The organism is Citrobacter sp. wls619 (assembly GCF_005281345.1).
Classification (GTDB): Bacteria; Pseudomonadota; Gammaproteobacteria; order Enterobacterales; family Enterobacteriaceae; genus Citrobacter.
Genome location: NZ_SZXJ01000101.1, coordinates 101,411 through 115,834, shown reverse-complemented (window position 1 = coordinate 115,834; position 14,424 = coordinate 101,411). Strand labels below are relative to the sequence as shown.

The 14,424-nt window shown below is 57.2% G+C and carries 12 protein-coding genes; 8 read left to right on the top strand and 4 right to left on the bottom strand.

Going from position 1 to position 14,424, the window contains the following annotated elements; translation table 11 throughout:
* Positions 1-15: 15 nt before the first annotated feature.
* Positions 16-234, top strand: a complete 219-nt coding sequence (locus tag FDX19_RS23075) for an MbtH family protein (RefSeq protein WP_137379192.1) — start codon at positions 16-18, stop codon at positions 232-234.
* Positions 231-4,121: an enterobactin non-ribosomal peptide synthetase EntF gene (gene entF, locus FDX19_RS23070; protein WP_137384544.1), complete on the top strand. Its 3,891-nt coding sequence runs from the start codon at positions 231-233 to the stop codon at positions 4,119-4,121. The genes FDX19_RS23075 and entF overlap by 4 nt, the downstream gene beginning before the upstream one ends.
* Before the next feature lie 33 nt (positions 4,122-4,154).
* Here the strand turns inward: entF and fepC are convergent, their stop codons facing one another.
* Genes fepC through fepD form a run of 3 tightly spaced genes read right to left on the bottom strand, consistent with a single transcriptional unit; the run spans position 4,155 to position 6,951 of the window.
* Positions 4,155-4,958, bottom strand: coding sequence for an iron-enterobactin ABC transporter ATP-binding protein (gene fepC, locus FDX19_RS23065; protein WP_137384543.1), 804 nt, complete (start codon positions 4,956-4,958; stop codon positions 4,155-4,157).
* Positions 4,955-5,947, bottom strand: coding sequence for an iron-enterobactin ABC transporter permease (fepG, locus tag FDX19_RS23060; protein WP_170974428.1), 993 nt, complete (start codon positions 5,945-5,947; stop codon positions 4,955-4,957). The genes fepC and fepG overlap by 4 nt, the downstream gene beginning before the upstream one ends.
* A complete protein-coding gene (gene fepD, locus FDX19_RS23055) occupies positions 5,944-6,951 on the bottom strand; it encodes a Fe(3+)-siderophore ABC transporter permease (protein WP_137384542.1) in 1,008 nt (335 codons plus the stop codon). The genes fepG and fepD overlap by 4 nt, the downstream gene beginning before the upstream one ends.
* A 108-nt stretch (positions 6,952-7,059) precedes the next feature.
* On the opposite strand from fepD, the gene entS reads away from it, so the two are divergent.
* The gene (gene entS / locus FDX19_RS23050) at positions 7,060-8,295 is read left to right on the top strand and encodes an enterobactin transporter EntS (protein ID WP_137384541.1); all 1,236 of its coding nucleotides are present in this window, start codon (positions 7,060-7,062) and stop codon (positions 8,293-8,295) included.
* Between the two features lie 61 nt (positions 8,296-8,356).
* On the opposite strand, the gene fepB is transcribed toward entS, so the two are convergent.
* Positions 8,357-9,313, bottom strand: a complete 957-nt coding sequence (gene fepB / locus FDX19_RS23045) for a Fe2+-enterobactin ABC transporter substrate-binding protein (RefSeq protein ID WP_137384540.1) — start codon at positions 9,311-9,313, stop codon at positions 8,357-8,359.
* 188 nt (positions 9,314-9,501) lie between these two features.
* Here fepB and entC point away from each other — a divergent pair, with 188 nt between their 5' ends.
* The 5 genes from entC to entH are packed head-to-tail and all read left to right on the top strand — an operon-like array spanning position 9,502 to position 14,384.
* A complete protein-coding gene (gene entC, locus FDX19_RS23040) occupies positions 9,502-10,677 on the top strand; it encodes an isochorismate synthase EntC (RefSeq protein WP_137384539.1) in 1,176 nt (391 codons plus the stop codon).
* A 54-nt stretch (positions 10,678-10,731) separates the two neighbouring features.
* Complete coding sequence (gene entE, locus FDX19_RS23035; RefSeq protein ID WP_137384538.1) at positions 10,732-12,342, top strand: (2,3-dihydroxybenzoyl)adenylate synthase EntE; 1,611 nt, start codon at positions 10,732-10,734, stop codon at positions 12,340-12,342.
* Positions 12,343-12,355: 13 nt separating this feature from the next.
* A complete protein-coding gene (locus FDX19_RS23030) occupies positions 12,356-13,216 on the top strand; it encodes an isochorismatase (RefSeq protein ID WP_137384537.1) in 861 nt (286 codons plus the stop codon).
* Positions 13,213-13,968: a 2,3-dihydro-2,3-dihydroxybenzoate dehydrogenase EntA gene (gene entA / locus FDX19_RS23025; RefSeq protein WP_137384536.1), complete on the top strand. Its 756-nt coding sequence runs from the start codon at positions 13,213-13,215 to the stop codon at positions 13,966-13,968. The genes FDX19_RS23030 and entA overlap by 4 nt, the downstream gene beginning before the upstream one ends.
* A 2-nt stretch (positions 13,969-13,970) precedes the next feature.
* The gene (entH, locus tag FDX19_RS23020; protein ID WP_137384535.1) at positions 13,971-14,384 is read left to right on the top strand and encodes a proofreading thioesterase EntH; all 414 of its coding nucleotides are present in this window, start codon (positions 13,971-13,973) and stop codon (positions 14,382-14,384) included.
* The last annotated feature ends 40 nt before the right edge of the window (positions 14,385-14,424 follow it).

Below are 14,424 nucleotides of genomic sequence, written 5' to 3'. Positions count from 1 at the left end.
CGACAGGAGTTGAGTATGGAATTCAGTAACCCCTTCGATAACCCGCAGGGACAGTTTTACATTCTGCAAAACCCACAACGTCAATTCAGCCTCTGGCCTCAGCAGTGTTCACTTCCTGCTGGCTGGACGGTTGCGTGCGAACCGCAGTCGCAGGAAGTCTGCCAGCAATGGCTGGATGCGAACTGGACCACGCTGACGCCAGCGAACTATGTCGATGTACAGGAGGCGCAATGACTCAGCGCTTACCCTTAGTTGCGGCCCAGCCAGGGATCTGGATGGCGGAAAAACTCTCCACATTGCCCTCGGCATGGAGCGTTGCACACTATGTCGAATTAACCGGTGAACTGAATGCACCACTGCTGGCAAAGGCGGTCGTGGCCGGTCTGGAGCATGCGGATACCCTGCGGATGCAGTTCACTGAGGATAACGGTGAAATCTGGCAATGGGTTGATCCTACGCTCACCTTTGCTGAACCTGACATACTCGATTTACGCGATGAATCCAGTCCACACGAGGCGGCACGTGCGTTGATGCGGGCGGATCTGCAACAGGATCTGCGCGTTGACGGCGGCAAGCCGCTGGTCTTCCATCTGCTCATTCAGGTGGGAGATAAACGCTGGTACTGGTATCAGCGCTATCATCACTTATTGGTTGATGGCTTTAGTTTCCCGGCTATTACCCGCCAGATTGCTGCAATTTACACAGCGTGGCTGCGCGGTGAATCCACGCCTGCCTCGCCATTTACGCCGTTTGCCGAGGTCGTGGAAGAGTATCAACAGTATCGTCAAAGCGATGCCTGGCAACGTGATAGCGCATTCTGGGCTGAGCAACGCCAACAACTGCCGCCGCCGGCTTCATTGTCGAACAAACCGCTGCCGGGACGCTCAGCCAGCGCGGATATTATTCGCATGAAGTTAACGGCGCCTGAAGGTTCATTCCGCCAGCTTGCGTCGCGTATGCCAGAGGTTCAGCGTGCGGATCTGGCGCTGGCGCTGGTTGCATTGTGGCTCGGTCGTTTATGTAGCCGAATGGACTATGCCGCCGGGTTTATCTTTATGCGCCGCATGGGCTCAGCGGCGCTTACCGCTACCGGACCAGTGTTAAATGTCCTGCCCTTTGGCGTGAGACTTGATGCAGCAGAAAGTCTCCCTGCGCTTGCGCAACGGCTGGCCGGGCAGATGAAGAAAATGCGCCGACACCAGCGCTATGATGCCGAACAAATTGTCCGCGACAGCGGGCGTGCGGCCGGGGCTGAACCGCTGTTTGGCCCGGTGCTGAACGTGAAGATCTTTGACTATCAGTTGAATATTCCTGGCGTGCAGGCACAAACCCATACGCTGGCGACGGGGCCGGTTAACGATCTGGAACTGGCGTTGTTCCCGGATGAAAACGGTGGGCTCAGCATTGAAATTCTGGCGAATAAGCAGCGATATGACGCCGCTACGTTGGCACAGCATGCTTCGCGTTTAACGGCGCTTATCGCGCAATTTGCCGCAAATCCGGCGCTACGCTGCGGGGATGCGGAGATGCTGCTGGCGTCTGAGCACGAACAGCTGGCGACAATTAACAATACGGCAGTGACGATCCCTTCCACCACATTGAGTGCGCTGGTGGCTGGGCAAGCCAGTAAAACACCGGATGCGCCGGCGCTGGCCGATGCCCACTATCAGTTTAGCTATCACGAAATGCGTCAGCAGGTGGTGGCACTGGCAAAACTGCTGCGCGAACGCGGTGTGCGCCCGGGGGACAGCGTGGCGGTTGCCTTACCGCGCTCCGTGTTCCTGACGCTGGCGCTGCACGGTATCGTCGAAGCGGGGGCCGCCTGGTTACCGCTAGATACCGGATATCCGGACGATCGCCTGCGGATGATGCTGGAAGACGCTAAACCTACGTTGCTTATCACCACTGATGAACAACGGGTTCGTTTTAGCGGTATCCCGGGGCTGGAAAGCCTGTGCTACACCGCGCCATTGCCAGATCAAGATGACACACCATTAGCATTATCACGACCAAATCATACGGCCTATATCATCTTCACCTCAGGATCGACGGGCAGACCCAAAGGGGTGATGGTGGGGCAAACCGCCATCGTTAACCGCCTGCTATGGATGCAGAATCACTATCCGCTGACGGCCGACGATGTGGTGGCGCAAAAAACGCCATGCAGTTTTGATGTATCGGTCTGGGAATTTTTCTGGCCCTTCATTGCCGGTGCAAAACTGGTGATGGCTGAACCAGAGGCACATCGTGACCCGCTGGCGATGCAACAGTTCTTCGCGACGTTTGGGGTGACGACAACGCACTTTGTACCGTCGATGCTGGCGGCGTTTGTGACCTCACTGACGCCCGAAACGGCGCGGGAAAGCTGCTCCACGTTGAAACAGGTGTTTTGTAGCGGTGAAGCGCTGCCGGCAGCGTTGTGCCGCGAATGGGAGCAACTGACCCACGCGCCGCTGCACAATTTGTATGGGCCAACCGAGGCGGCGGTAGATGTCAGCTGGTATCCAGCCTGGGGGGAGGAACTCGCTGACGTGACCGGCAACAGCGTACCCATCGGCTATCCGGTCTGGAATACCGGTTTGCGGATCCTCGATGCCATGATGCGTCCAGTGCCCATTGGTGTCGCTGGTGATTTGTACCTGACGGGGATCCAACTGGCGCAGGGATATCTTGGCCGACCAGATCTGACGGCGAGCCGTTTTATTGCCGATCCCTTTAACCCTGGCGAACGTATGTACCGTACCGGAGACGTGGCGCGCTGGCTGGAAAATGGTGCGGTGGAATATCTTGGGCGCAGTGATGACCAGCTAAAAATCCGTGGACAGCGTATTGAACTGGGCGAGATTGATCGGGTGATGCAGCAGTTGCCAGATGTTGAGCATGCTGTTGCCCATGCCTGCGTATTCAATCAGGCGGTAGCGACAGGCGGCGATGCGCGCCAGTTAGTGGGCTATCTGGTGTCACAATCAGGTTTGCCGCTGGATATTCCGGCATTGCGCGAGAGTCTGCGCGCAACCCTGCCTGCACATATGGTACCGACAGTGCTGCTGCAACTGGCGGAGCTTCCGCTCAGCGCCAACGGCAAGCTGGATCGTAAAGCGTTACCAATGCCACAACTGGCGTCACGTCAGGAAGGGCGGGTGCCGCGAGCAGGGACTGAAACCACGATAGCTCAGGCGTTCACGGCTTTACTGGGCTGCGAGGTCAATGATGTTGAAGCGGATTTCTTTGCGCTTGGCGGGCATTCTCTGCTGGCGATGAAGCTGGCGGCACAATTGAGCCGCATTTTTGCGCGCCAGGTAACGCCTGGGCAGATTATGGTGGCCTCGACCGTCGAACAGCTCAGCGCATTGCTGGATAGCAACGATGACGAGCAGTCGCAACGGCTGGGATTTGAAACGCTGCTGCCGCTGCGTGAAAGCGATGGCCCTGTGCTGTTCTGCTTCCATCCGGCATCGGGTTTCGCCTGGCAGTTTAGCGTGTTGTCACGCTATCTTCCTCCACAGTGGTCAATTATGGGTATCCAGTCACCGCGACCGGATGGCCCGATGCAGACAGCAGAAAACCTGGATGCGGTGTGCGAACAGCACCTGGCAACGTTACTTCACCAGCAACCTCATGGGCCTTATTATCTGATTGGGTACTCGTTGGGCGGTACGCTGGCGCAGGGCATTGCTGCCCGATTACACGCGCGCGGAGAAACGGTCGCGTTTCTCGGCCTGCTGGATACCTGGCCGCCGGAAACGCAAAATTGGTCGGAAAAAGAGGCCAATGGACTCGACCCGGAAGTGTTGGCGGAAATTGATCGTGAGCGAGAGGCGTTTCTGATGGCTCAGCAGGGTAATGCGTCCGACGCCTTATTTAGCGCCATCGAAGGTAACTACGCCGATGCGGTTCGACTGCTGAGTACGGCACATAGCGTACCGTTTGCGGGACACGCGACGCTGTTTGTTGCTGAACGCACGTTACCGCCGGGAGTCAGCCCGGAACGCAGCTGGTCGCCGTGGATTTCCAGTCTGGATGTTTATCGCCAGGACTGCGCGCACGTCGATATCATTACGCCGATGGCTTTCGAGAAGATTGGGCCAGTCATGCGTGACGTGCTCAAAGATATCCAATAAATGGACTCGCCACCTCTGCGGAGGTGGCGCGATTTACCTGTTTGCTGTACGTCCTAGTGGGACCACTAACGGCGTTCCGGCAACCGGATCGTCGATAATCATACACCGCAGCCCATAGATTTTTTCAATGAGCTCTGCTGTGACAATCTCTTTCGGCGCACCCTCGGCAACGATCTTTCCATCACGAAGTGCAATCAGATGAGTGGCATAGCGACATGCCTGATTCAGATCGTGCAGAACGGCGGCCAGCGTGTAACCTTTCTCCCGGTTTAGCTCACTCAGCAGCTCCAGCAGATCAATCTGATGGCTGATATCCAGCCAGGTGGTCGGTTCGTCGAGCAGCATAATCGACGTTTCTTGTGCCAGCACCATCGCTATCCACGCGCGTTGGCGTTGACCGCCGGAGAGGGTATCCACACTTTGCGCCGCCAGATGCGTGATCCCCGTGGCCTGCATCGCGTGGGTTACCGCGGTTTCATCTTCTTTACGCCAGCGGGTAAATAAAGGTTGATGTGGGTAACGCCCACGAGCAACCAGCTCCTGCACGGTAATATCGCCCGGCGTGGTGGCATTTTGCGCCAGCAGGCCAATTCTGCGAGCGACCTCTTTGCTGGGGTAATGTTGAATATGTTCACCATCGAGCCAGACGTTGCCGTGCACGGGCGTCATCAGACGACTCAATGTACGCAGCAGCGTGGACTTTCCACAACCGTTGGGTCCAATAATGGCCGTGAAGTGACCATCGGGGATCGAGACATTAAGGTTTTCCGCCACGGTAAATTTGCCATAACCCAGCGTTAACTGGTCGCCACGCAAACGGGCTACTGATTCGGTCATTTTTTGCGGGACTCCTGAATTAACAAGACGATAAGGTAAATACCGCCGAGGCTTACGGTGACAACGCCAACCGGAAGCTGATAAGGCATAAAGAGCTGCTGAGCGCATAAATCGGCCATCAGCAGTAACAGGGCGCCGCATAGCGCCGACTGCGTTAATCCCCAACGTGCCGTGCCGCTAAGCCGACGCGCGATGTGTGGGGCAACCAGGGCAATAAACGAGATAGGGCCAGCCAGCGCGGTGGCCGCAGCGGTCAACACCACGGCGACCAGCATCATCATCAGACGTGAGCGTTCAACGCTGACACCGAGTGCACAGGCGCTGTCATCACCCATTTCCAGTAAACGCAGGCGGCGTACCAACAGCGCGGCGCACCCCAGCATCACGATAATCAGCGGCGCAGAAGGCCAAGTCTTCGCCCAGGTCAGACCGTTGAGCGATCCGGCGTTCCACAGCCCGGCGGTCAGCGCGGTTTCTAAGGACGCCTTCAGCAGCAGCCAGGTGTTGAAGGCCACCAGCATAGCGCGAATGCCGATCCCGATGATGATCAGTCGGAAGGTGTCGATGCCGTTGCGCCAGGCCAGCGCCCAGACCACCAGCGAAGTCAGGATCCCGCCGAGCATGGCCGCCAGCGCGATAGCGGTAAGATGCTGACCAAACAGCACCATTGCGACCAGTACGCCGCTCCAGGCACCGGTATTGAAACCCATCACGTCCGGGCTACCCAGCGGGTTGCGCATCAATGACTGGAAAATCGCGCCGCTAACGCCCAGCGCCGCGCCAATCAGCAGCGCCATCAACACGCGTGGTAATCGCCACTCGGTCACCACCAGCGTAATGCTACGCGGTGCATCACCGAGCAGGGCGGCAATAATTTGCTGGGTCTCGAGCATAACGGCACCGCTGCGCAGGCTCCACAATCCAACGGCCAGGCAACCGACGACCAACAGCAGACAACTGATAATCAGGCGACGGGAGAGATGCATCATGCGCCACCTCCGCGCTGTTTGCGGCGTACCAGGAAGATGAGAACTGGCGCGCCGATAAACGCGCTGACGACCGAGACGCGCAGTTCGCCGGGCACAATCAGACGACCGATGATATCGGCAATCAGCAGCAGAGAAGGGGTGGCCAGCAGAGTAACGGGCAGCGACCAGCGATGATCTGCGCCCACCAGCCAGCGTGCCATATGCGGCATCATCAGGCCGATAAAGGCGATAGGACCGACGATGGCGGTCGCACTTCCGCACAGTACGGTAATCACCAACAGGCCGATAAACTGGGTACGCGCAACTTTGCTGCCCAGCGCCGTTGCGGTATCGCTTCCCAGACTGAGGCTATTCAGACCACGGCTCAGAAACAGCGCGACAGCGCCGGCAATCAGGACCGGGATCAGCACGACTTTCAGCGTCTGCAGGCTGCGGATATCCAGTGAACCGGCTTGCCAGAAACGCAACTGGTCGTAGACATCCGGGTTGAGCAGGGCGATGCCGGTGGATAATCCTTCCAGAACAGCACCCAGCGCAACACCGGCCAATGTCAGGCGTACCGGGCTGAGCTGTCCGCCGCCCTGGCTCCCGGTAAAAGCCACAATCAGTGAGGCTGCGAGAGCCCCGGAAAAAGCCATGAGCAGTTGTTCTTGCGGGGAGGAAAAGCCAAACAGCGACGCGCCTAAAACAATCGCGAAGCTGGCTCCGGAATTGACGCCAAGAATACCCGGATCGGCCAGCGGGTTACGGGTGAGCGTTTGCATCAGCGCGCCCGCCAGGCCCAGTGCACCCCCTGCGAGGAGCCCAGCCAGCGTACGCGGGAGTCGCGCGTCCAGCACGATGGTGCAATCGGCGCTTTGACAACTGCCGGTGAGTGCATCAAATACCACGGAGGCGGGCAGCGACTTGGCGCCAATAACCAGACTTAAAGCCGTGGTGAGAACAAGGAGTAACAACAGTCCGGGCACGGCGAAGGCGCGTGTCGCGGAAACAGAGCATGACATATCAACTTCCCTGATAATGATAGTAATTATCGTTATCGATCTTATTTGGATATGTTAGCATGTGCAGCCATTGAATGGATATTGAAAAGTACCTGGTAAGGCTCTGTAATGAATCGACAATCCTGGCTGCTTAATCTCAGCCTGTTAAAGACCCATCCTGCATTTCGCGCTGTTTTCCTCGCCCGTTTTATTTCCATTGTCTCTCTGGGGCTATTGGGGGTTGCGGTCCCGGTACAGATCCAGATGATGACCCAGTCGACCTGGCAGGTGGGTTTGTCGGTTACGCTGACCGGGAGCGCCATGTTTATTGGTCTGATGGTGGGTGGCGTACTGGCCGATCGCTATGAGCGCAAAAAGGTGATCCTGCTGGCCCGCGGAACCTGTGGTATCGGTTTTATTGGCCTGTGCCTGAACGCGCTGCTGCCCGAACCGTCGTTGCTGGCTATCTATGTTCTGGGTTTATGGGATGGCTTTTTTGCCTCGCTGGGTGTCACTGCGCTGCTGGCGGCGACACCTGCGCTGGTCGGGCGTGAAAATCTGATGCAAGCCGGGGCGATTACCATGCTGACGGTGCGTCTGGGATCGGTGATTTCGCCAATGCTTGGTGGGGTGCTGCTGGCGACCGGGGGCGTGGTCTGGAACTACGGCCTGGCGGCGGCGGGTACATTCATTACCTTGCTGCCATTGCTGAGTCTTCCCGCGTTACCACCTCCGCCACAACCGCGTGAACATCCGTTGACATCGCTGGTGGCGGCGTTCCGTTTTCTGTTCGCCAGCCCGCTGATTGGCGGCATTGCGCTGCTCGGTGGTCTGCTGACTATGGCGAGCGCCGTGCGCGTGCTGTACCCGGCATTGGCGATTAACTGGCAGATGTCGAGCGCTCAGATTGGGTTACTGTATGCGGCAATTCCCCTGGGCGCGGCCATCGGGGCTTTAACCAGCGGGCAACTGGCCCACAGCGTGCGCCCAGGCCTGATTATGCTGGCATCAACCGTGGCCTCTTTCCTGGCTATCGGCCTGTTCGGCTTGATGCCAGTCTGGGAACTGGGCGTTGTTTGTCTGGCGCTGTTTGGCTGGCTGAGTGCGGTCAGTTCTTTGTTGCAGTACACCTTGTTACAGACGCAGACGCCGGAAGCGATGCTCGGGCGAATTAACGGTTTGTGGACCGCGCAGAACGTAACCGGTGATGCGATTGGCGCGGCGCTGTTAGGGGGGCTGGGGGCGATGATGACGCCTGCGGCCTCGGCAAGCGTCAGTGGGTTTGGGTTGGTGATTGTCGGTCTGTTGCTGCTGCTGTTGTTAAGCGAGCTTCGTCGTTTCCGACAGGTACCTGTGAATGCCTGATAGCGTTGTGCGCTATGGTTTGTAAGCCGGATAAGGCGTTAGCTGCATCCGGCGATAGCCATTAAAAGAGCGCTGACAGGCGTTGCAGCAGTAGCGTCGCGCTGTAGTAATCCAGACGGAAGGTTTCCGTGCCCAGCGCATAAACGCGTTTGTTTTGCACAGCAGGCAGATGTGCCAGCAGTGGATTAGCGTAAATCGCCTCGGCATCTTTGCTGTCGCCTGCAAACAGGAACAGCGCTTCACCGTTCAGGCCGGCCGCCAGATTCTCACCGCCAAGCTGGATAATGTCGTGACGTTTACCCTGGCTCTGGCTGGTATGTAGTCCGGCAGGTAGCGGCGCCAGCGTGAAACCGAGCTGTTCCATCAGCTTGCCTTGCGCGGACTCCGGCGTCCACAGGTTGGCGCTGTGCGCGGCTGCGGTATACACCAGCGCGCTGACCGGCTGTGGCGGCAGGGTGATACGTTGCTTTACCGCGAGCAGTTGCTTATCAAACTCAGCAATACGCGCTGCTGCCTGTTGCTCCTGCCCGGTGATTTCGCCTAATTGTGTGAGCAGTGACTGCCAGCTTTTGTCGTCGTAATTAATGATAAGCGTAGGGGCTATGGTGGACAGTTGATCGTACAGTGCAAGCGCGGAATCTCCCCCGGTGGCGCTGACCAGAATCAGGTCCGGCATTTGTGCTGCAACGGCTTCGGCGCTCGGCTCGCCAATATACAGGCGGCTCAGTTTGCGTGCTTTGGCGACGTCGCTCCACTGGCGTAAAAAGCCCTGAGCGTCACCGATACGGTTATTCGGTGTCGTGGCACCGCTGGCAATGATGGGCGCATCAATAGCGAGCAGAGAACCGGTGAGCGTGACGCTGGTGGACACAATGCGCAGTGGCTTATGTTCCAGCGTGTGCGTGCCGCGGCTGTCGGTAACCTGGCGCGGCCAGTCAGCGGCATGGCTTAAAGAAATTCCTGAAATAGCGAGTCCAACCAGTAACAGCGCAGTGCGGTAAAACGCGGAAAATCTCACAAATAAGCTTCCTGTTATCAATGTGGTTAATGCTTCTCATTTTCATTGTTACGCGTCAGGGATGCAAGTCTAAGTCGCACATTGTGTTACCACAAGAGTTGACATACCGGCGCTTTGCTTTTAGGTTAGCGACCGAAAATATAAATGATAATCATTATTAGAGCCTTTATCATTTTATGGAGGATGATATGGACACGTCACTGGCCGAGGAAAAAACGCAGACTATGGCAACTCTCGCTCCCGACAGTTTTTTCTTTATGTCGCCGTATCGTAGTTTTACGACGTCAGGATGCTTCGCCCGCTATGCGGAACCGGCAATTGATGGTGATTCACCAGACAGCCCTTTCCAACAGAAAATGCACGCACTGTTTGCGCAGGCCAAATCGCAGGGCATCGCAAACCCCATTATGGTCGGGGCCATTCCCTTTGACACCCGCCAGCCCTCGTCGCTGTTTATTCCCCAATCATGGCAAAGCTTCTCACGCACGGCAAAGCAGCAATCAGCGCGTTACTTTACTGCCCATCAGTCGCTGAATGTCGTTGAGCGTAAATCGATTCCTGAGCAGGATTTTTTCGAAGATATGGTCGCCAGAGCAGCGGCGCTGACGGCAACCCCGGAAGTCGACAAAGTGGTGCTGTCTCGCCTGATTGATGTGACCGCCGACGCCAATATCGACAGTGGTGCGCTGCTGGAGCGGCTGATCGCGCAAAACCCGGCAAGCTACAACTTCCATGTGCCCATCGACGATGGCGGTGTACTGATCGGCGCCAGCCCGGAATTGCTGTTACGCAAAGAAGGCGATCATTTCAGTTCGCTGCCGCTGGCGGGATCTGCGCGTCGCCAACCGGACGATGTTCTGGACCGGGAGGCGGGGATCCGTCTGTTAGCTTCCGAGAAGGATCGCCATGAACACGAGCTGGTCACCCAGGCGATGAAAGCGGTTCTGCGCGATCGCAGCAGTGAGCTGCAACTTCCTTCGTCTCCGCAACTGGTCACCACGCCCACACTCTGGCACCTCGGTACCCCGTTTGAAGGTAAAGCCAATGCCCAGGAAAACGCACTGACGCTGGCATGTCTGCTGCATCCAACACCGGCGCTAAGTGGCTTCCCGCATCAGGTTGCTCAGAAACTGATTGCCGAACTGGAGCCGTTCGATCGCGAACTTTTCGGCGGCATTGTTGGCTGGTGTGATTCGCAAGGCAACGGCGAGTGGGTGGTGACGATCCGCTGTGCGAAACTGCTGCGTAATCAGGTACGTTTCTTCGCCGGAGCCGGCATTGTGCCCGCCTCGTCACCGATTGCGGAGTGGCGTGAAACGGGTGCCAAGCTATCCACCATGTTGAATGTTTTTGGACTGCATTAAGCGCCTGGTCTACCAGGCTATTCAGGCCTTATCGACAGGCTCTAAGGAGCAATAATGAGTATTCCTTTCACCCGTTGGCCGGAAGAGTTTGCCCGCCGCTACCGTGAAAAAGGCTACTGGCAGGATTTGCCACTGACCGACATTCTGACCCGCCATGCCGATAGCGACCATACGGCGGTGATTGACGGGGAACGCCATCTTAGCTACCGCCAGTTAAACCAGGCGACGGATAATCTGGCCTGTAGCCTGCGTCGCCAGGGGATCAAACCCGGCGAGAGCGCACTGGTGCAGTTAGGCAACGTGGCTGAGCTGTATATCACTTTCTTTGCGCTGCTCAAACTGGGCGTAGCCCCCGTATTGGCACTGTTTAGCCATCAGCGTAACGAACTTAACGCCTACGCAGCGCAAATCAAACCGGTGTTACTGATTGCCGATCGCCAGCATGCGTTATTCAGTGGCGACGATTTTCTGAATACCTTTGTTGCCGAACACAATTCAGTGCGCGTGGTTCAGTTGCTCAATGATGACGGCGAACACAATCTGCAAGCGGCAATAAGCCAACCCGCAACGGCGTTTACCGCGACACCATCACCGGCTGATGAAGTGGCTTACTTCCAGCTTTCCGGCGGCACGACCGGGACGCCAAAGCTGATTCCACGCACCCACAATGATTACTACTACAGCGTGCGCCGTAGTAACGAGATTTGCCATTTTACCACTGAGACCCGCTATTTATGCGCGATCCCGGCCGCGCACAACTACGCCATGAGTTCGCCTGGTGCGCTGGGCGTTTTCCTCGCGGGTGGAACCGTGGTGCTGGCGGCAGACCCGAGCGCGACGTTGTGCTTTCCGTTGATTGAACAGCATCAGGTAAACGTGACGGCGTTGGTACCGCCAGCGGTGAGTCTGTGGCTGCAGGCAATTCAGGAGTGGGGCAGTAACGCACAACTGGCTTCGCTGAAACTGTTGCAGGTGGGAGGTGCACGGCTTTCGGCTTCGCTTGCCGCTCGCATTCCGGCAGAGATTGGCTGCCAGTTGCAGCAGGTCTTCGGTATGGCGGAAGGGTTGGTGAACTATACCCGTCTGGATGACAACCTGGAGCGCATTATTAATACCCAGGGCCGTCCGATGTGCCCTGACGATGAGGTCTGGGTGGCTGATGCTGACGGGAATCCTTTACCACAGGGTGCGACGGGACGCCTGATGACGCGCGGTCCGTACACCTTCCGGGGTTACTTCAATAGCCCTGAGCATAACGCCAGCGCGTTTGATGCTAACGGATTCTATTGCTCTGGCGATCTGATCGCCATCGATCGGGATGGTTACATCACGGTGCAGGGACGAGAGAAAGATCAGATCAACCGTGGCGGAGAGAAGATCGCCGCAGAAGAGATTGAAAACCTGTTGTTGCGGCACCCAATGGTGATCCATGCCGCATTGGTCAGTATGGACGATGAGCTGATGGGCGAGAAAAGCTGCGCCTGCCTGGTGGTTAAAGAGCCGCTGCGTGCAGTACAGGTCCGTCGTTTTCTGCGCGAACAGGGCGTGGCGGAATTCAAATTGCCGGACCGTGTCGAGTGCGTTGAGTCATTGCCGCTGACCCCGGTCGGCAAAGTGGATAAAAAACAATTACGTCAGTGGCTGGCATCACGTTCACCGGCCTGAAGGAGAAGAAGACATGGCAATTCCTAAACTGCAGGCTTACGCACTGCCAACGGCGCTTGATGTTCCGGCAAATAAAGTTGACTGGGCATTTGAACCAGAACGCGCCGCGCTGCTAATCCACGACATGCAGGACTATTTTATCGGCTTTTGGGGCGAGAACTGCCCGATGATGGAACAGGTCGTGGCCAACATCGCCGCGCTACGTCAGTACTGTAAAGCACATAATATTCCGGTCTATTACACTGCGCAGCCGAAAGAACAAAGCGATGAAGACCGTGCGTTGTTGAACGACATGTGGGGACCGGGCCTGACGCGCTCGCCTGAACAGCAAAAAATCGTCGATGCGCTGGCGCCGGATGAAGCGGATACCATTCTGGTTAAATGGCGTTACAGTGCGTTTCATCGTTCACCGCTGGAGCAGATGCTAAGAGGCACCGGGCGTAACCAGCTGATCATCACCGGCGTGTATGCGCATATTGGCTGCATGACCACCGCGACTGATGCCTTCATGCGTGATATTAAGCCGTTTATGGTCGCTGATGCGTTGGCAGATTTTAGCCGTGATGAACACCTGATGTCGCTGAAATACGTGGCGGGGCGTTCCGGTCGCGTGGTGATGACTCAGGAGTTACTGCCGACACCTGTTCCGGACAGCAAAGATGCGCTGCGCGGCGTGATTCTGCCACTGCTCGATGAGTCTGAAGAGCCAATGGATGACGAAAACTTGATCGATTACGGTCTGGACTCAGTACGTATGATGGCGCTGGCGGCCCGTTGGCGGAAAGTGCATGGCGATATCGACTTTGTGATGCTGGCGAAAAACCCAACGATTGACGCCTGGTGGAAACTGCTCTCCCGCGAGGTGACGTCATGACCGGTTTTGATTTCACCGGTAAAACGGTCTGGGTTACCGGGGCGGGAAAAGGGATTGGTTACACCACGGCGCTGGCGTTTGTTGACGCGGGTGCGTGGGTGACCGGCTTCGATCTGGCGTTTGACGGTGAAGAATATCCGTTTGCCACTGAGGTGATGAACGTGGCGGATGCACCGCAGGTGGCGCAGGTGTGCGAGCGCTTGCTGGCGAACACCGAGCGGCTGGACGTGCTGGTCAATGCTGCCGGGATTTTGCGTATGGGGCCAACCGATGCGCTGAGCGTTGAGGACTGGCAGCAGACCTTCGCCGTTAACGTGGGCGGTGCGTTCAACCTGTTTCAGCAGACGATGGCGCAGTTTCGTCGTCAGCAGGGGGGGGCGATTGTCACTGTCGCATCCGATGCTGCGCACACGCCGCGAATCGGTATGAGTGCATATGGGGCATCAAAAGCCGCACTGAAAAGTCTTGCACTGACGGTCGGGCTGGAGCTGGCGGGTAGCGGAGTACGCTGTAATGTGGTTTCGCCAGGCTCGACCGACACTGACATGCAGCGCACGCTGTGGGTGAGTGATGACGCGGAACAGCAGCGTATTCGCGGGTTTGGCGAGCAGTATAAGCTCGGTATACCGCTGGGGAAAATCGCCCGTCCCCAGGAAATCGCCAACACTGTCTTATTCCTCGCCTCCGATCTGGCCAGCCATATTACGTTGCAGGACATTGTGGTCGATGGCGGTTCGACACTGGGAGCATGACGGTGATCTGGAAACGACATTTAACGCTTGATGAACTGAATGCCACCAGCCAGAACACGCTGGTGGCGCATTTAGACATTGTCTATACCCGACTGGGAGACGATGTGCTGGAAGCCGAAATGCCGGTGGATAGCCGCACGCATCAGCCGTTTGGTCTGCTGCACGGTGGGGCGTCTGCGGCGCTGGCCGAAACGTTGGGGTCAATGGCGGGTTATCTGATGACCCGTGACGGGCAGTGCGTGGTGGGAACCGAGTTGAACGCCACGCATCACCGCGCGGTATCGCAGGGGAAAGTGCGCGGCGTGTGCCAGCCGTTGCATCTCGGGCGACAGAATCAAAGCTGGGAAATCGTCATCTTTGATGAGCAGGGGCGGCGCTGCTGCACCTGCCGTTTAGGCACGGCGGTGATGGGGTGAAGTCACCCGGCAAAGTAAAATGAAATTGCAGGGTTAACAG